The organism is Halorhabdus sp. CUG00001 (genome assembly GCF_009797925.1).
Classification (GTDB): domain Archaea; phylum Halobacteriota; class Halobacteria; order Halobacteriales; family Haloarculaceae; genus Halorhabdus.
The window spans coordinates 1,294,979-1,312,793 of sequence record NZ_VOLB01000001.1 but is presented as its reverse complement, the minus strand read 5'-3'; the positions used below and the strand labels follow the sequence as shown (position 1 = coordinate 1,312,793).

The following is a 17,815-nucleotide window of genomic DNA, read 5'->3' as shown; positions in this document are numbered from 1 at the left end:
ATGAGTACTGATTACGACGATACGGCGACTGACGACGAGATGGACATGACTGTGACGAGTCTCGATGCCGAGGATCCGATCATGCAGATCCACGACGCGCGGGTCACCTACGATATGGATCGTGGGGAATCGCGCGTCTTGGACGACGTCCACCTCGAACTCGAACGTGAGGAGATCATCGGTGTCGTGGGGGAATCGGGCTCGGGCAAGTCGATGCTAGCCTCGGCGATGCTGGACTCTGTGCCGGACCCTGGAAAGTTGGCCGGCCAGATCCGCTACAATCCCGAGGATCGCGACCAGATCGATCTGCTGTCCCTTTCGAAAGAGGAGCTACGGCAGGTTCGCTGGGCGGATATCTCGATGGTCTTCCAGGGGGCGATGAGTTCGTTCAATCCGGTGTTGACGGTCAAAGCGCACTTCAAGGAAACCCTGGAAACCCACGATTACGACGTCGAAGAGGGGATGCAACGGGCGCGGGATCTCCTCTCTGACCTGTACCTCCAGCCCGAGCGCGTCCTCAAATCCTATCCGCACGAGTTGTCCGGTGGTATGCGCCAGCGGGCGTTGCTGGCGCTGTCGGTCGTTCTGGAGCCGGACGTACTGGTGATGGACGAGCCGACGGCGGCCCTCGACTTGCTGATGCAGCGGTCGATCCTCATGCTGATGGAGGAGCTGCAGGAGTCTTACGACCTGACGATGCTGTTTATCACCCACGACCTGCCGCTGGTGGCCTCCCTTGCCGACCGGATGGCAATCATGTACGCCTTCCAACTCGTCGAAATCGGTCCGACCCGGGCGTTGCTCGAACAGCCCGCCCATCCGTACACGCGCGCTCTTCTCAATTCGACACCGAACCTAGATGCACCTCTCGACGAGATGCAGTCCATCGAAGGTTCGAGCCCGGATCCGGTGAACGTCCCCGAAGGGTGTTCCTATCATCCGCGGTGTCCGTTCGCCGAAGAGAAGTGTATCGAATCCGAACCTAACTACTTCTTGCCAGAGTCCGATCACGGCGTCGCGTGTTTCAATTGGCGGGAAGCCAAAGAGCGACTGTCACTCAACCACCTGCAGGCACGCGACGACAGCGGCAAGCAGGTGCGTGACACCGACGACGAACGTGGAGGTGAGCACTGATGAGCTCCGAGGAACCGTTACTCTCCTTAGAGAACGTCGAGGTCCACTTCGAAAACCAGGGCGGCTTCCTGGATCTCTTTGACGAACCGGAAATCGTCCGAGCGGTCGACGGCGTTAACCTCGACATCTACGAGGAAGACGTCGTGGCGCTGGTCGGCGAATCCGGCTGCGGGAAAACGACGCTGGGCAAGACCGCAATCGGCCTGCAGGAGCCGACTGGTGGCAGTGTGAAGTTCCGCGGTACGGATATCTGGGAAGCACGACGTGGCAACGCCGATATCCCCTTCTCGGAGATCCGCAATTCCCTACAGATCATTCACCAGGACCCCGGGTCGTCGCTGAACCCCAACCGACGGGTAAAATCGATCCTGCAAGTCCCGCTCGAGCAGACCCACCCGGAGATGAGCACCAACGAAATGTTGGAGCGCATTTACTCCCTGCTAGAGCACGTCGGGATGACGCCGGCAACGGACTACGCCGAGCGCTATCCCCACCAGCTCTCCGGTGGCGAGAAACAGCGCGTTGCGCTGAGCCGGGCGCTGTTGATGAATCCGGACATGATCCTGGCTGATGAGGCCATTTCGGCCCTCGACGTCTCCTTGCGCGTCGAGATGATGGATCTCATGTTGGACCTGCAAGAACAGTTCAGCACGTCGTTCCTGTTCATCAGTCACGACCTCTCGAACGCGCGGTACTTCACCGAACACGGCGACGGCCGCATCGGTGGGATGTATCTGGGCGAACTCGTCGAGGTCGGCCCACCCGAACAGGTGACCCAAAACCCGCGCCATCCGTACACGGAGGTGCTGCGCTGGGCGACGCCGAATCTCAATCTCGACGAGCAATCGACGGACATGCCGATGCGAAAGATCGATATTCCGGATCCGGTCGACCCGCCGTCTGGCTGTCGATTCCACACGCGGTGTCCGGAAGCACGTGACGCGTGTAAACACGAGACTCCCCAGCCCCAGTCGATCGAACACGGGGACATCGAACACTGGGCGTCGTGCTTCCGCGAGTACGACGATCACGAGTACTGGCAGAGCCAGCCCTTACAGGACTGAGTACCCGGCCTGGCCCTCTGTCGAACTCAGTACCGTCGTCGGTGCTGTTGCCCGACGAACTGCAGTCCTGTTGCTCGTTGGATCTTGCGCCACGTTCGAGAACCGACGGTATCAGGCTCGATCGTCTTTCAGTGGCTGTATCAGCCGACAGTCACGTCTTCACGCTGTAGACACTTCCGGTAGACAAGCGTGGTGATCCCGAAAGCAACCACGACAAGCACGAGGTCGAAGATCGCTATCGTGTACGACATCGTGCCCGGTTCGCCAAAGAAAAGCGCAAACAACGTGAGCAACAGCGCCATGAACAACGCGATGATGAGTGTGTAGAGATACTGCGTCTGGCTACAGACGTACGACCACTTGTCCTCGGCCATAGTGACGCTTGGCAGTACCGTCTCATAAACATCAGGAATCTCACTTCGAATCGACGTGTTTGTCCCTGCAAGCTCACCTCGAAGACGACTTCTGGTGTTGTCATCGTCGGAGAAACCACTAGATTCACATGACCTTCGTTAGAAGAGGTCTCATGGAACGAGGATTAGCCGTTTTGTTGTCCGAAAGTGACGCGGAGAAGGAACTCTTACAGCAAGCCGCCACCTTTAGCGACTGCTCGGACGCCCCACTTACCGTCCTGGCGGTCGTTTCGCCTTCGGAGTACGATTCCGTCGCAGAGACGATGGATCTCATCGGCGAGATCGAGCATACGAGCTACGACGACGACGCGATCTTCGAGGGGTTGCGCAAGAACACGCGTGATATCGTCGAAGACGCGATCGGTGACATGGATGTCCCCTACGAGATTGCCGTCCAGGTCGAAGACGAGAGCGATCGGGCAGACGTTGTGCTTACGGCTGCCCGTGAACACGACTGCGATCACGTCTTCCTCGTCGGCCAGCGCCGATCGCCGACCGGCAAGGCGCTGTTCGGTGACCTCACCCAGAAGATCATTCTCAACTTCGAGGGCGATATCACGCTCTCGATGGAATAGCCCCATCACGACGGGCATTCGGTCTGTTCGAAACCTTCGCCTCTCGTCGCGATGGCGGACGAGTGTTGGTGTGTCGCCGGGGCTGGCTTGTGGCGTCGATGGCAGATCGATTTCTGCGTAGTACTCGACATATGCCACAGCAGTCTTCTCTCCCTGGTCGCATGCAGTAGCAGACAGTGATCGAACCGTCACGTATTTCCAGACTGCCTGGGTAGGCAGTCACATGCGACACGAAGACATGGATGTCGTTGAGGATCTCCTCGAGACGGCCCGAGAAGATCCCAGCCACGTCGACTGGGCGGATGTTGAGCCGTATTTGGCCCACGAGAACAACGACGTCAGGGCGAGAGGGGCCGAAACAGCGGCCGAACTCGTCGATGCAGAGCCGGAAGTTGCCCTCCGGAACAACTCGCAGTTGCTCGACCTTGCAGCGGACGACTATATCGCCGTCCGTCAACAGGCCCTCGCCGCGTTAGCTGCCGTCGTCCCCGAGTACACGGACGAATTCACCGACGATATCGAGACGTTTATCGATGCTCTCACCGCACAGGTCGGGACGATCCGCGTTCTCGCTGCCCAATCGTATTCGGCAATTGCCAGCGAGCACCCTGGGGCACTGGCGGCTCACACCGACGCGATTGCGACCGTGGTTGCTGAGGCCCACGATGCAGATATTTTCGAGGCAGCCGGCGACGTGTTCGACATGTCTGAGCGGGAGACCCTCCGAACCCACAACAGGGAGGAACAACAGAAATACAGCGTCACGAAGGAAGTTGCAGTTAACAGCCTGGTTGAAATCGCCCGCCAGCAGCCGGATGCCGTGTCAGAACACGTGGACGTGGCCCTCGAGGCGACGACTGCATCCAATCCCCTCGTCGCTGGTGCGGCGATCGACGTTATCAGCGAACTGGCAAAGCAGGGTTATGCAGTTCCCGAAGCCGCACCGACGGTCATCGAGGAGCAATTAGCGACCGAGTCTGTCTTCGTTCAGGCCCGGGCGGTTCGTGCTCTGGGCAATCTCGGAGCGATCGATGCAGCCGACTCGATCGCGGACCTGGCCACAGACGCGACCGACGAAGACCTGCAGGTGCTGGCTGAGGAGACTGCCGAGTGGCTCCAAGAGCGGGCCGATTCCGCCCCGGCCAGCACTTAGAGCGGGCAGACTGTCAGTAAACACTTATGTGGGATCCCGGGACACTTCACCAGTATGGGCGAGCGAAGTGCGGGACCCGAGCGGGGACGATCCGATCGGGCACCGATTGTGCTTGATGTTGGGTGTGGCAACTTACGATCGTACAGCGACCGCGATCGTTCGGCTTCGACGTTACTGACTCCTGTGGGTGGTGTGCGATGAGCGACGACGAGGAGGCACCGACTAGCAACGTCTTCGTCCGTGCCCTGCGGGCGGTGACTCCCAATGTGCTTCGGCGGCGATTCGCATTGAAGTTCGCTGTCGTCCTGCTCGTGATGGCTGCCTCGGTCGGCGTTATCGGCATCGCTGCGACGCAGGGGCTGACGAATCAGGTACAGGACAACGTCGCAAACGAATACGAAAATCTCGCCGCACAGGAGGCCGACTTGATCGCAAACGAGCTGGATCGTCACAAGTTGACGACCCAGCTCTTCTCGACGAACCCGGAGTGGGGAGCCAACAGGACCGAAGATCTGCGTCGGGATCTTCGGATCGAGCGGTCTGATCTGGATGCTGTCTCTGATATCTTGATTATCGACCGCCGGGCCACGACGGGCGAACGCTACGTCGCCGCCGGTGCCGGGACAGAGGCAGATCAAGCTGTGACGCAAGCCGACAGAGGGTGGGTGAGCGATCTCTCGTTTCGACGAACCAGTGAGACGAGGGTCTCGGGCGTCTATCAGGTCGACGGTGAGCACGTCGTCGGTATCGTGAGTCCGGTCACCGTCTCACAGCAACGACTGCTCTTGGTGGAAGTGTCCGTCGCTGATATCGCGGCGACACTCCGTGGCGCCGAGCGTGCGGAGGGCGGATTCACCGAAGTTGTCAACGGTTCCGGGGCCGTACAGATGTCCGAGCGGTCCTCGGGGCTGTTAGCACCGTATGCGACCAACGAGCGTACGCTGGCCCCGCTCGAAAACGCAAAGCAGCTCCGTCTGGATGGCGCCCAACGCGCCGGCGCGATCTCAGACATGGCTGCCTCGACTGCGGTCATCGACGAACCGTACATCGTCGGGTACGCGCCTGTCGAAGGGGTTGACTGGTACGTCTTATCTCACGCCCCCAAAAGTAGCGTCTTCGGCCTCGTCCAGACTGTCTCCAATTGGGGGACGATCGCCACCGTGGCTGGTGTGTTGCTCATCGCCCTCGTCGGGGCGACCCTCGGAGTGAGTACGTCTCGGTCGATCAATCGGCTCCGGGACCGTGCTGAAGCGATGGAGTCCGGGAACCTCGATGTCACGATCCACTCCAATCGGATCGACGATATCGGTCGCCTCTACGATAGCTTCGAGAACATGCGTGATGCGCTCACACGGCAGATACAGGAGGCCGAACAGGCCCAGAAGGAAGCGGAAGTGTCCCGGGCTGAGGCGATGGAACTGAGCAACTACCTTCAGGACAAAGCTGAGGAATACTCGGCTATCATGCAACGGTGCTCGAAGGGGGATCTCACCCAACGGATGGAACCCGACGGCGAGAACGAGGCGATGGATCGCATCGCCGAGGATTTCAACGGGATGATCGACGAGTTAGAGAAGACGACCGGCCAGCTCAAACGCTTCGCCGAGGAGGTCAACGACGCGGGTGACGTGGTCCAACAATCCGCCGAAAGCGTCCGTGACGCCTCCGAACAGGTCGCCGATTCGGTCCAGAAAATCTCTGACGATGCTCACGAGGAGATGGATCGCCTCGACACGCTATCCGAAACGATGGACGAGACGATTCAGCAACTCGAAACAGTCGCTGACGACAACGATATCGACGTTACCGCCCAGCTTGCCGCACTTCGGGACGTCGCCGAGACCGTCAACGACATCGCCGAGCTAACTGAGCAGACGATGGCCGAAGCCGAGACCGTTGCTGGTGCGGCCGAAGAGCAGGCTGCAGAACTCAGTGAAGTCTCACAGCAGGCCGAGGACCTCACGCGCTACGCTCGGCCACTGGGTGACGTCCTCGGGAGTTTCGAAACGGAAGCTGAACACGAGTTTTACTTCCCTACTGGGCCTGGGTCGCCGTCCACTGAGGAGGAACCGTAATCGATCGCCTTCTGTCTTTGAGAACTGCCGCTGTGCCGTTCTGGGTGTCCGAGGTTTCTTCTCCGCTGGTCTCTCTCCTATCAGACCGGCGACCAGCCTGACTGGAGTGCGGGCGAGCCTAGACGGTAAGATAACTCCAAACATTGATGTAAGCTGCCATAGGATACCTGGGCATGGGGCGAGGAAACGACTCGAATTCTGCCGAGCCGTCGCGGCGCACGTTCCTTCAGGCGGCGACGGGTATCGGGGCGATCGCCACGGCGGGGTGTCTTGGCTCGCGTTCGGAGACGACGACACAGCCGGGACCGGCGGCTGGCGAGACCGTGACGATCGGGATTACTGTGGCGACGTCGGGTGAGTATGCCGTCCAGGGTGAAGAAGAGCGTCGGGGTGCGGAACTGGCCGTCAAACACATCAACGAGGGTGGAGGGTGGGTTGAAGAGGACTTCTTCGATGAGCTTTCGGGGGATGGCTTACTCGGGAAGACTGTCGACGTTGCCGTCCGCAACACCGCAAGCGATCCTGAGACAGCCCGTAGTGCGGCCCAGGACGCGTTCGATGCCGACCACGCGGTCATGCTTTGTGGGGGCACTGCGGGCCAGCCAGCCCTCGCTCAGGCCGATGTGGCAGCCAACAGAGAACGCATCCATATGGTCACGGGCGCCCAGATCGATGCGATCACGAGCGGGGAGTGCTCGCAGTACTCGTTTCGCGAGATGTTCAATTCCTATTCGACGGCCAAAGTGCTCCGGGCAGAGTTAGCAGATCGTCTCGGGAGCGACGACATCTGGTTCCACCAGATCCACGCTAACAACGACTGGGGCAGAGAGATGCAATCCCATATCCAGACCGAGCTTGCAGAGCTGGGCTGGAACTCGGCTGGGACTGCGGAAGTGATGGTTGGAACCCAAGAGTTCGGGCCAATGCTGGAGACGGTCGACCAGGAAAGTCCCGACGTGTTGTTCCTCAATCTCCCGGGGTTCGACGCTGCGACCGCTATCCCACAAGCAAAAGACAAGCTAGGCGACGACATGACGATCGTCGTCCCGCGGTTGACTCGACGCATCGCCGAAACGGCTGGCTCGAAGATCACTGGCGTCTTGGGAACGATACCGTGGGATCCCGTCATGGCTCGCTTCGATCCGACGTCGCTGTCTCGCACGTTGGTTAACGCCTACGGGAACGAATACACCGGCGAAGGCCAGTACGATGCCGTCCCGGCGGGACCGACACATCTGGCTTATTCACAGGTCATGCAGTACGCCGCGGCGGTCGAACGCGCCGGGACCTTCGATGCCGACGCCGTTAGCAGTGCGCTCACCGACCACTCCTACAACGTCGGTATGTCAGTCGAGCAGACCCTCCGAGCGTGTGACCACCAGTCGACGCGGCCGGCACCCATCGTCGAGGGACGTATCCCTGGTCGACAGCGGTTTGGCCATTATTTCGCGTTGGATACGATCAGCACCGAGACTGCGTACGAGTGTGACACTGGTCCAGCAACTGATTGCTCGCTCTAGGTCGCCCGCTTGCCGGTTCCAGTTTCCCTTCGCTGCCGTTTCGCCGTCACGGCTAAGAGCGTACAGCCGTCATATCCTGTATGGGCGAAGACGCGACGCTGAACGACTTTCACTCCGTGGCCGACGATCCACCGACTGATACGACGGTAGCGCCAGCGATCCAACCAGCGACGCTCACGTATGCATATTCGCCACGCGGCGTCGAGTGTGAGGCCTGTGGCACGGTCACCCAGCGTCGATGGGCCGCCGAGGACGGTCTGGTCTGTCCCTCTTGTGTGGAGTGGTGACCTGTGGACCAAGGTGTTTTCCAGCCCGCTGGATCGAAGCGATACGGACGCCTCGCCTTCGTCGCGGTGGCACTCGCCGGGATCGTCGGGTTCGGCCTCGCGGATTACGCACTCACGAGTGCAGGCTACTCGACGGCAGGCATGGTCGTCTGGGGTGGTGGCTATCTCGGCACGATCGTGCTCCTGTGGTATGGCTGGTTGCGTCCGCTGGATCTGGACGGGAACTGATCTTCGGGGCCGGCATCTCGCCGCGTGGCGGCGATTCCGGTGGGTAGCGGAAGTTTAAAGGCCGTATCAGAGCCAATCACGGACAGGAATGAACGGGCTCCTACCGTTGCAGCTAATCGACAGCGTCCTGCTGCAGTACAACGTGGGGGACGTGTTGCTGTTGTTGCTCGGGCTCTCTGTGTTGGGCGCGCTCGTGGTGCGATCCCGGAAAGTGTTCTCGATGCAGGCGCTTGGGTTCGGTCTGCTGCTCGTCCTCACGCCGGGGGGTGCACTCGAACCGGGCGATGGCAGTCTGCTCGGCTCCGTTATCCAATACAAGTTCTTCGGTCTCGTCTTGTTGCTTGCTGCCCCAATGTTGTACGTGACGGCACGGCGATAACCACTCCGGCCACGTCTAGATCGCGTTCGTGGACTGCTCGTGAGTGCGTATTCTCGTTGGGCTCGATAGCCCCGGGGACGGTAGTTTCTACGCCCTGCCAACTGCAGTGCCGGTTATTCGAGTTTGCCCAGTGCAGTGAAGAATTCGAGGGCAGGCCCGGCAACGTGGACTGGTTGTGCGGCCCGCTGTAGTGTAATCTGTGTCGGTGGTTCGATTTCCTGGGTCGTTCGCCCGTCGCTGACCACAGAGGCACTCGTTGCGTCCTCGATCCGGATCGTGATCGTCGTGTCGTCTTCGACGACGAGAGGCGGCATCGGGCGTTCGGCAGCCATCTCGGTGACAACCCAGACGGGAACGTTGGGATGGACGAGCGGGCCGCCTTCGCTGAGATTGTAGGCCGTGCTGCCGGTTGGCGTAGCGATGAGGACACCGTCGGCGTGACCGCTGGTATACAGGGCATCGTCTGCCCGGATCGTGACGCCGACGCCGTTGCCGTGGCCACGCTGGGGGCCTTGGACGACGACTTCGTTGAGTGCGGGCGGTAACGTCCAGTCGTCACCACTGGCTTCCAACCGGGGGAGCTTCCGGGTCGCTGTCTCGCCATCGTCTCGGAGGTCGGCGACGACGTCTTGGATCGTCTCGATGGCATCGTTCGGTGATACGGCGTTGAGAAAGCCAACCTCTCCCAGATTGACCCCCATGATCGGCGTTCCGGCTGCCCCGCGGGCGGCGTGCAGAAAGGTCCCATCGCCGCCGATCGAGACGACGAGATCACAGCTAGCCATCTCAGCGACGGGAACACACTTGGGGGTGTCCAGTTCCGGCGTGGCGACGCCGCCATAGGTTTCCTCGCGGTCGGTGGCGAGTGCCTCGGCAGTCACGTCGTCGACGACGATATCGATGTCACCTAGTTCCATGCGAACAGCTTCGACAAGCGAGCGGGCCCGCGGATTGTCTTTTTGGCCAACGAGTCCGAGCTTCATGCCATCGACTTGCCGGCCCCGACAGATAAAATCGCCTCATATCCCTCGCGTGGCACGGATAGAGTTATTGAACCCTGGGCCTAACGATAGTTCATGGTCGCGGGCCGGAGGCGTGCTCGATGAGCGAAGACGACGAGGACTGGTTCGAACAGGCCCTCTCCGAGAGCGATCGGGACGACGAAGCCGACGCTCCGATGGAGAGCCCAGCGAACGCAGAGCGTCCTGACGCTGACTCGACTGGGGAAGCGTGGCTTGGAGACGAGGCTGACAGTGAAGAAGCTGTAGCGACGGAAGCTGATGACTCGTTGTTCGACGAAGACTTCGCGAGTGCCCTGCAGTCGGCGGGCGGGCCGGGCGAAGACAGTGGTGCGGACGGCGGTGAGGACACCTTCGACGAGGAAGGCTTCGAGTCCGAGATCCCACGGATCGATCTCGGTATCGAAGGACTCGACGAGATGATCCAGGGCGGTGTTCCCCAGCGCCATCTGATGGTCGTTATCGGCTCGCCGGGGACTGGCAAGACCACTTTTGGACTGCAATTCCTTCAACATGGACTCGTAAACGGCGAGAATGCGGTGTTTATCACTCTCGAGCAGAGTCGTGAGAGTATCCTCGACACGGCCGACGAACGCGGCTGGGATTTCAGGCAATACGAACGAGACGAGAACCTCGCCATCGTCGATCTCGATCCGGTCGAGATGGCAAATAGCCTCAAGAACATCCGCGCGGAGTTTCCCGAACTCGTCCAGGAATTCGATGCCGACCGGCTGGTACTCGATTCCGTCTCGCTGCTTGAGATGATGTACGACAACCAGGCAAAGCGCCGGACGGAAGTGTTCGACTTTACCCGTTCGTTGAAAGAGGCTGGCGTGACAACGATGCTGACAAGCGAGGCCAACGAGGACAATCCCTATGCCTCCCGGCACGGTATTATCGAGTACTTGACTGATGCCGTGTTCGTTCTTCAGTACGTCCGTGGAGATACCCAGGAAACGCGTCTAGCTGTCGAGATCCAGAAGATCCGCAACGCCAACCACTCCCGACAGACCAAACCCTACGCCATCACCCTCGATGGTATCGACGTCTACCAGCAGGCAAGTATTTTCTAGGCGTCACTGTTTCCGCCTCGGATCCGATCGATCCATCCGTCGCGATCGAACCGCGTAGCGGTCGGGTAGTGAAACCGTCCCGACCGGAGACGGCGAACGCCGTCTCCTCCGCTATGTGATCCGGTTGCGGGCCATCGACCCCCAACCCGCTCGTCACAAAAATGTGGGAAACGTAGCTGCGCACTCGCGATGCTCGTGCGTAGCAACCGTCTCGCTTCGCTGGGCGATGCAACGGATAGGGAACGGACCCGCTGTAGAGTACTACTCTTCTCGCTGGTCTACGTATTCCTGGGCGATCTTGTCGCCACTGGAGGCACCGATGCGGGCGGCCCCGGCCTCGAACATCGCCTCGGCGTCCGCCCAGGAGCCGACGCCGCCGCTGGCCTTGACTGGGAGATACTCGCTCATGAGTTCGACGTCCGGGACGGTCGCCCCACCGCCACCGAAGCCGGTCGCCGTCTTGAGGAAGTCTGCGCCGGCCTCAGCCACGAGCTGACTGGCGCGGTGTTTCTCCTCGTCGGTCAACAGCGGTGTCTCGATGATCACCTTCACCGGCTGGGTGGTCGCTGCCACGACGGCCTCGATATCTTCCTGGACTGCATCGTCGTCGCCTGCCTTGAGTCGGCCGACGTTCACCACCATATCGAGCTCGTCGGCACCGGCTTCGACCGCATCGACTGCTTCTTGGGCCTTGACTTCGGGTGTGTTGTTCCCGTGTGGGAAGCCGATCACGGTCGCAAGTTCCACCTCGGGAGTGTACTCACTGGCCATCTCCAGATAGCACGGTGGAATACACGCGCGCAAGCCGTATTCACTCGCCTCGTCCAGCAGTGTCCGCACGTCGTTGGGTGTCGTTTCCGGGCCGAGTACGGTGTGCTCGATCCGGGAGGGTACGTCATCCATACGTCCTTATTAAGTAGGGCTTTGCATATAAAAGACCTGTTCAGTCATCCCTCTGTGCCCCTAGTGGCTTTCGAGCCATGGGTCTCTGGTCGAGCCGCCGTAGAGCTCTCTCATTAGCGTCACGATGCTCTCGGGTGGATACTGCCCGCGTTCCGTGACGATCGCGTCGACGTACCGCGGCGGGGTGACGTCGAACGCAGGGTTTTCGACGTCTATCTTACCGATCTGTTCGCGAGTCGGTTCGTCGAGAACTTCTCGGTCTTCGCGCATCTGGATGTCCACGCTGTGGCCAGTCAGCGAGTCCGGATGGAGGCGGAGCGTCTGGGCGGCGACGGTGACCGGCACTCCACGTTCGCGGGCGACGACAGCCAGGTCGCTCGTTCCGATCTGATTGATGACTGAGCCATCCGCGGCAATGCTATCTGCGCCCACGATGACGTGATCGGCGTCGTCGAGGTATCGCCGAGCCGCACTGTCGACGATCAGTGTGACCGTGATCCCCCATTCTTGGAGTTGCTGGGCGGCGATGTGGCCCTGTTTCCGGGGGCGAGTCTCCTTGACGATTGCCTCGATCTCCTTGTCGTCTGCCAGTGCACGCTCTATGGCCGCGAGTGCGTCCGCGGAATGGGAGTGGACCATGATCGTGTCGCCGTCCCGAAGCCGCCGCGAACCAATCTGTCCGAGCTTCTCGCGTGCGTTCTCGATGTTTTCTTGAAAGGTTCGAGCTGCGGCCGTCGTCGATTCCCGCAACTCTTCGACGGTCTCACCCTCGATACGCTGAAAGACGTAGCGTAGTGCGTTCGAGAGACTATCGTCCTCAGGGCGTGCCCCGTGAAGAATTCTGGCAGTTTCCCGCATCGTCGCCCGGAAGGCCTCGGGGCTGTCGGCCTCTGCATCCGCCGCTTGGGCCTGTAGTGCCTGCGTCGTTTCGCGAGCGATCGTTGCGGCCCCACGGATGTCCCGGTTTTCGATCTGCGTCGACACCGAGCGGACTCGCTGGTGGGTCATTACGTGACACCACTCTCGCTACCACTAAGAATCCGCCGTCTTCGTCCTGTGGGTGCGCCCGCAAACGGCGCTCGCCAGCAACGGCTATATGATTGGCGACGATAGCTTCCAGTATGCCGATTGGATTTATCGGTGGGAGCGGTATCTACGATGCACTCCCCCTCGAGGAGACACGAACTGTCGACGTCGAGACGCCGTTTGGCGAGCCGAGCGCACCGATCACGATCGGGACGCTCGACGGGACGGGCCGAGAACTCGCGTTCGTTCCCCGCCACGGCCGGAACCACGAGTACTCGCCGACAGAGGTCCCCTATCGGGCGAATATGTACGCGCTCAAAGACCTCGGCGTTAGCCACGTTATCGCGACAAACGCGGTCGGAAGCCTTTCGACGGATATCCCGCCCCGGAGCATCGTCGTCCCGGACCAGCTGTTCGATCGTACGCGCCACCGGGAGTATTCTTTCTTCGGGGACGGGATCGTCGTCCATCAGGGGTTCGCCGATCCGTTCTGTTCGGACCTGGCCAGCCACCTCGCCGATGCTGTCGACGAGGCCACGGACGAAACTGCGCGCCGCGGTGGCACGTACGTCTGCATCGAAGGCCCCCAGTATTCGACGCGTGCCGAGAGTGAGTTCTATCGGGCACAGGGTTGGGATGTCATCGGCATGACTGCAATCCCGGAGGCCAAACTCGCTCGTGAGGCCGAGCTGAGCTACGCGACGATCACTGGAGTGACCGACTGGGACGTCTGGAAGGACGATGCCGAAGTCACGCTCGAAGAAGTCCTCGAAAACGCGGCCAAAAACGAATCCGTCCTCAAAGAGGCCGTCCAACACGCCGTCGAGACCTTCCCGGACGGGCACTCGTGTGACTGTCACAGTGCTCTTGCCGGGACTGTCAACACAGAACCCGAGGCCATTCCCGAAGAAACCTACCAGCGTGTCGAGCCGCTCGTCTCCGAGTACGTCGACCGCTGACCGATTCGGAACTGCAGCGGGAGACGAGACTGTCCCCGCAGCGGACTCTTTTCGACGAGAGGCGGCAACCCGCACGATCGGACATAGTCTTTTGTCCGTCCACCGAGAATGGGAGAACATGCTGAAACAGTCCCACCTGCAGATCGAGATGGATCAGCTATCCGACCTCGTTTTGACGCCGGGTGACCCCGATCGTGTCGACCGGATCGCTTCCTATTGTCGGAACGTCGAGACGGTCGCGACAAACAGAGAGTACAAGGTCGTCAACGCAACCTACGAGGGTCGACAGCTGACGATCGCTTCGACGGGAATCGGGTCGCCGTCGGCTGCCATCGCAATCGAGGAGTTGGCCAACGTCGGCGTCGAGACGCTCATTCGGGTCGGGACGACCGGTGGCCTCCAGCGGGGGATCGAGATCGGCGATATGGTCGTCGCGACCGCCGCGGCGAAAAACGAGGGGACGAGCGACCGCTACGAGGCGGCCGAGTTCCCGGCCGTCGCGGACTACGATGTCCTCTCTACGCTAGTCGACACTGCCCAGGCAAACGACGAAGCGGTCCACGTTGGTCCGATCGCCACGGACGATGCCTTTTACAACGAGACCGAAGAGATCATCACGACCTGGGAAGAGGCTGGCATCCTTTCGGTCGAAATGGAAGCTTCGGCCCTATTCACACTCGCACGTCGTCGAGATGTCCGAGCAGGCGCGATCTGTACGGTCGACGGCAACCTCGTCGAAGGGACCCAAAAGGGAGCAACCGACGAACGCGAACTCCCCGACAAAGCCAAGAACAACGTTGGACGGGCGATCGAGATCGCGCTCGACGCGGCGACACAGCTCTAACTCGCCCCGGCTACCTTTATGCGATAGTGTCCTTATAATGGATCGCAGTGTTTATCAGTGAAATTCCGCTAAACGGCCATGTACATGACGAAAATTGCACAGACTCCCCGATCGCATTCTCGGATCGCGTCAGCTTCGCCGACTCACGGCGCCCGCCGTGACGATACGGCTGCCGACTCCGAGCGTCCGCGGTCGGCCCACAACGAGTACAGCCAGCCCACAGTCGACGCGAACACACGGAGTGATCAGGACGCATGAACGCGACACTCGTCGGCCTCGCGACGCTAACCGGGCTCGTTACCGGCCTCGTCTTCGGATTTTTGGAGGTTCCCATTCCGGCTCCACCGAGTCTCGCTGGCGTCATGGGGATCGTCGGGATCTTCCTGGGGTACCGTATCATGGACTACTTCGATTACGGTATCAACCTGCTCGACGTCCTCGGCATCTGATTGACGCCGTTTAGCACCGTTCTATTCGCTATCCAGTTCTTCGACGAGCTCGGCGAGCCGTTCGATCGATTGCCGTTGCTGTTCGGTCTGCTCGCTGATCGCGCGGCTCGCAGTTTTTGCTTGCTGGGCCCGGTCGCGAACCGTCTCCAACATCGTCGTCACTTCTTCGATTGCCGCTGCTTGATCGTCGTTCGCTGCAGCGATTTCGTTGATCCCAGTCGAAACGTCCTCGATCTCGTGTTCGATGTCGGCGAATGCGTCCCGAGCTGTTTCGACCTCCTCGATCGTCGCCTCGATTTCGTCTGTTGCCCGCTCGATCTCTTCGACTGTCCGATCGGTCTGTGTTTCGACGTCGTCGATCTGTGTCGCGATCTCTTCGGCGTTTCTGGTCGTCTGCTCGGCGAGGTCTTTGACCTCGTCGGCGACGACTTCGAAGCCTTCGCCCGCTTCACCGGCGCGGGCAGCCTCGATGGAGGCGTTCAGCGCGAGCATGTTCGTCTGGTCGGCAACGTCTTGGATGATCTCGACAATCGTCCCGATCTCCGACATCCGCTCTTCTAAGGTGGCAACCGTCTGGGCGAGTGCCTCTCCAGTTTCGGCGAGTTCACTGGCGCTTTTACGGGCCTGCTTTCCAGATTCGAGCCCCCGCTTTGCCGTCTCACGACTCGTCTCGGCGGCTGTTGCCACTTCGTCGGCGTTGGCCGCGACTTCTTCCATCCTGGCACTGAAGTTTTCCATTTCGGTGACTGCCTCGTCGAGGTCGTCGGCTTGGTTCCCGACGAGTTCGGTGATTCGACTGGCTTCCGAAGCGCTTTCTCCGGCCGATTCGGTCAGTGATTCGGCTTGGTTGTCGACCTGCTCGACGAGTGTTTCCAGTCGGCTCGCGGTTTCGTTTACTTGCTTGAGAACAGCCAGCAAGTGCTGTTCGACGTAGTCGGTTTCCTCGAAGGACGCTCGTGCCCCCAGCGATCCCTCGCTCAGGGCGGCCATCGTGTCGATTACTTCTTCGACGAGTGCCTCTGTATGTTCCTGGCGACGCTGGCGATCAGTCTCGTCTCGACAGAGTTGGATGACCGCTGAGAGCTCTCCGTCCTCGAAGATCGGCATCGCGTTGAACCGGATGTACCGCTCTTCACCCGCGTCGTTTTCCAACCAGTGGACGGATTCGTAAACCGGCGCGTCTGTATATTCTGAATCGACCCGCTCAGTTCGCTCCTGCGTTTCGGCTTCAAAGGGATTCTCGATGACGCGGTTTGCGAGTACTTTGATCTGGTTTCCCTCTTCGTCCCGACCGAAGTACTCGTCGGTCCCCAGCATCTCGTCCCGGGACAAGCCAAGCAGCGGCTCCAGCCCGTCACTCCAGTGGATCACTGTGTGGTCGCTGTCGAGTATGTACGCCGGAATCGGCATGGCGTTTAGCACCGCTTGCACAGCCGGCCCGTTCGACGCCCCCTCCTCCTCAGTGGGTGGTGCTGTCATTGTCTGCTCTATACGCTTGAGAGATAAAAGAGTATTATATACCTGATTTCTTATAAACCATCGTTTTATTTGTGGACCCACTCCCTAGGGACGGACATGGACGACGAACAACTAATCGAGATCGCACACGAAGCCCGAACGGATGCCTACGTTCCGTACTCCGAGTACCCGGTCGGAGCGGCGCTTGAAACAGTGGATGGTGAGATATATCGCGGTTTCAACGTCGAGATTGTCAACTACTCGAACAGCTTCCACGCCGAGGAACTCGCTGTCACCGGCGCGATCCGTGACGGCGTCACCGACTTCGAGCGGGTCGCAGTCGTCTCGGCAGAACACGACGGTGTCACGCCCTGTGGAATGTGCCGACAGACCTTCGCCGAGTTCTGTGATGACTCCTTTGAGATCATCACCGAAGACGACGGCGAGATCCGTCGGTACACGCTCGGGGAACTGCTCCCGGACGCGATGAAACCGGGGAACCTGCAGGAACGGTAAGTCGATTTTCACCACTCCGCCGGACTGCGAGGAAAAGTGCCGTCAGACCGCATGGTCGGGACGACCGTCCACCTTATTCGTCGTGGTGGTGAGTGTCAGTCTCGTCGTCGTGGTGATGGCCGGAGGTCGTTTTGCCGTCGTGGTGATGCTCGTCGTCTTGCTTGAGTGGATCGCCGTGATAGGACCCCAGCGTTCGCTCCAGCAGCTTCGTCCGGGTCCTCTCGCCATCGAGTGTGTTCTCGACCCAGCGCGCTTCGAGTCGCCAGCGCCCCATCTCCGTGTCTGGGTCATGTCGGTCCATCATCGTCGCGTCGACGGCCGTGACGTCCCAGCCGTGTTTGTAGACCCGGATGAACGAGACGACGATCGCCTCGATGCCGGCAGCAACCTCGTGGCCGTGCTCGCTGCGCGCGACGTAGGTCAACTGCACTCGATCGTCGACGACATCAATCGACGTGACTGGGACCAAAAACTCCTTCTCCAGTAGCTGCTCGAACGCCGACAACGGCTCGTCGTAGTTGTACTCGTCACTCTCAGCGTCCGCGACAGTCGACGTCCCGGACCGATCGACGGTGGTGGTCGCCGTCGGTGACGCGTACTCGGTCGTTCGGCCCCCATCTGCCGATGTCGGGGCGCGTTGGCCGGAGGAACTGCTACAGCCGGCGATCGTCCCCACGATCGCGGCTCCAATCGTGGACAACACGCCTCGGCGCGTCGGCGGGTGGGAGCTGTTGTTCATC

General features: G+C 60.5%; 20 protein-coding genes. 14 read left to right on the top strand and 6 right to left on the bottom strand.

The features are described from left to right. Window positions 1-1,134, top strand: coding sequence for an ABC transporter ATP-binding protein (locus tag FR699_RS06550; protein WP_229770513.1), 1,134 nt, complete (start codon window positions 1-3; stop codon window positions 1,132-1,134). Next, complete coding sequence (locus FR699_RS06545) at window positions 1,134-2,198, top strand: ABC transporter ATP-binding protein (RefSeq protein ID WP_154551212.1); 1,065 nt, start codon at window positions 1,134-1,136, stop codon at window positions 2,196-2,198. The genes FR699_RS06550 and FR699_RS06545 overlap by 1 nt, the downstream gene beginning before the upstream one ends. Before the next feature lie 140 nt (window positions 2,199-2,338). Here the strand turns inward: FR699_RS06545 and FR699_RS06540 are convergent, their stop codons facing one another. Further along, on the bottom strand, window positions 2,339-2,572 hold the full coding sequence (locus FR699_RS06540) for a hypothetical protein (RefSeq protein ID WP_154551213.1): 234 nt from the start codon (window positions 2,570-2,572) through the stop codon (window positions 2,339-2,341). Window positions 2,573-2,724: 152 nt separating this feature from the next. Between FR699_RS06540 and FR699_RS06535 the strand changes: the two genes are divergently transcribed. From FR699_RS06535 to FR699_RS06505, 7 genes are all read left to right on the top strand, one after another. Continuing rightward, window positions 2,725-3,186, top strand: coding sequence for a universal stress protein (locus tag FR699_RS06535; RefSeq protein ID WP_158854826.1), 462 nt, complete (start codon window positions 2,725-2,727; stop codon window positions 3,184-3,186). Window positions 3,187-3,409: 223 nt separating this feature from the next. Then, window positions 3,410-4,339 (top strand): hypothetical protein, encoded by a 930-nt coding sequence (locus tag FR699_RS06530; protein ID WP_158854824.1) that lies wholly within the window; start codon window positions 3,410-3,412, stop codon window positions 4,337-4,339. 197 nt (window positions 4,340-4,536) lie between these two features. Further along, entirely contained in the window at window positions 4,537-6,414 is a 1,878-nt protein-coding gene (locus FR699_RS06525) for a HAMP domain-containing protein (RefSeq protein WP_154551216.1), read from the top strand. Window positions 6,415-6,587: 173 nt separating this feature from the next. After that, on the top strand, window positions 6,588-7,934 hold the full coding sequence (locus tag FR699_RS06520) for an ABC transporter substrate-binding protein (RefSeq protein WP_158854822.1): 1,347 nt from the start codon (window positions 6,588-6,590) through the stop codon (window positions 7,932-7,934). A gap of 80 nt (window positions 7,935-8,014) precedes the next feature. Next, window positions 8,015-8,221, top strand: coding sequence for a hypothetical protein (locus FR699_RS06515; protein WP_154551218.1), 207 nt, complete (start codon window positions 8,015-8,017; stop codon window positions 8,219-8,221). A 3-nt stretch (window positions 8,222-8,224) separates the two neighbouring features. Next, entirely contained in the window at window positions 8,225-8,449 is a 225-nt protein-coding gene (locus FR699_RS06510; RefSeq protein WP_154551219.1) for a hypothetical protein, read from the top strand. 88 nt (window positions 8,450-8,537) lie between these two features. Further along, a complete protein-coding gene (locus FR699_RS06505; protein ID WP_154551220.1) occupies window positions 8,538-8,828 on the top strand; it encodes a hypothetical protein in 291 nt (96 codons plus the stop codon). A 113-nt stretch (window positions 8,829-8,941) separates the two neighbouring features. On the opposite strand, the gene FR699_RS06500 is transcribed toward FR699_RS06505, so the two are convergent. Next, the gene (locus FR699_RS06500; RefSeq protein WP_158854820.1) at window positions 8,942-9,811 is read right to left on the bottom strand and encodes an NAD(+)/NADH kinase; all 870 of its coding nucleotides are present in this window, start codon (window positions 9,809-9,811) and stop codon (window positions 8,942-8,944) included. Between the two features lie 119 nt (window positions 9,812-9,930). Between FR699_RS06500 and FR699_RS06495 the strand changes: the two genes are divergently transcribed. Further along, a complete protein-coding gene (locus tag FR699_RS06495) occupies window positions 9,931-10,920 on the top strand; it encodes a KaiC domain-containing protein (protein ID WP_154551222.1) in 990 nt (329 codons plus the stop codon). Between the two features lie 261 nt (window positions 10,921-11,181). Here the strand turns inward: FR699_RS06495 and deoC are convergent, their stop codons facing one another. After that, window positions 11,182-11,823, bottom strand: coding sequence for a deoxyribose-phosphate aldolase (gene deoC / locus FR699_RS06490; RefSeq protein WP_158854818.1), 642 nt, complete (start codon window positions 11,821-11,823; stop codon window positions 11,182-11,184). A gap of 60 nt (window positions 11,824-11,883) precedes the next feature. Continuing rightward, entirely contained in the window at window positions 11,884-12,831 is a 948-nt protein-coding gene (locus tag FR699_RS06485; protein WP_154551224.1) for a ribose 1,5-bisphosphate isomerase, read from the bottom strand. 113 nt (window positions 12,832-12,944) lie between these two features. On the opposite strand from FR699_RS06485, the gene mtnP reads away from it, so the two are divergent. From mtnP to FR699_RS06470, 3 genes are all read left to right on the top strand, one after another. Then, on the top strand, window positions 12,945-13,808 hold the full coding sequence (gene mtnP, locus FR699_RS06480; protein ID WP_154551225.1) for an S-methyl-5'-thioadenosine phosphorylase: 864 nt from the start codon (window positions 12,945-12,947) through the stop codon (window positions 13,806-13,808). A 118-nt stretch (window positions 13,809-13,926) separates the two neighbouring features. Then, a complete protein-coding gene (locus FR699_RS06475) occupies window positions 13,927-14,652 on the top strand; it encodes a nucleoside phosphorylase (protein WP_158854816.1) in 726 nt (241 codons plus the stop codon). 254 nt (window positions 14,653-14,906) lie between these two features. Next, a complete protein-coding gene (locus FR699_RS06470; RefSeq protein ID WP_158854814.1) occupies window positions 14,907-15,101 on the top strand; it encodes a XapX domain-containing protein in 195 nt (64 codons plus the stop codon). Window positions 15,102-15,122: 21 nt separating this feature from the next. Here the strand turns inward: FR699_RS06470 and FR699_RS06465 are convergent, their stop codons facing one another. Continuing rightward, the gene (locus FR699_RS06465; RefSeq protein ID WP_158854812.1) at window positions 15,123-16,580 is read right to left on the bottom strand and encodes a methyl-accepting chemotaxis protein; all 1,458 of its coding nucleotides are present in this window, start codon (window positions 16,578-16,580) and stop codon (window positions 15,123-15,125) included. A gap of 96 nt (window positions 16,581-16,676) precedes the next feature. On the opposite strand from FR699_RS06465, the gene cdd reads away from it, so the two are divergent. Beyond that, window positions 16,677-17,075: a cytidine deaminase gene (cdd, locus tag FR699_RS06460; protein WP_158854810.1), complete on the top strand. Its 399-nt coding sequence runs from the start codon at window positions 16,677-16,679 to the stop codon at window positions 17,073-17,075. A gap of 73 nt (window positions 17,076-17,148) precedes the next feature. Here cdd and FR699_RS06455 read toward each other — a convergent pair whose 3' ends face one another. After that, window positions 17,149-17,814 carry a hypothetical protein gene (locus FR699_RS06455; RefSeq protein ID WP_158854808.1) on the bottom strand — a complete coding sequence of 222 codons (666 nt, stop codon included), beginning with the start codon at window positions 17,812-17,814 and terminating at the stop codon, window positions 17,149-17,151. Between the last annotated feature and the right edge of the window lies 1 nt (window position 17,815).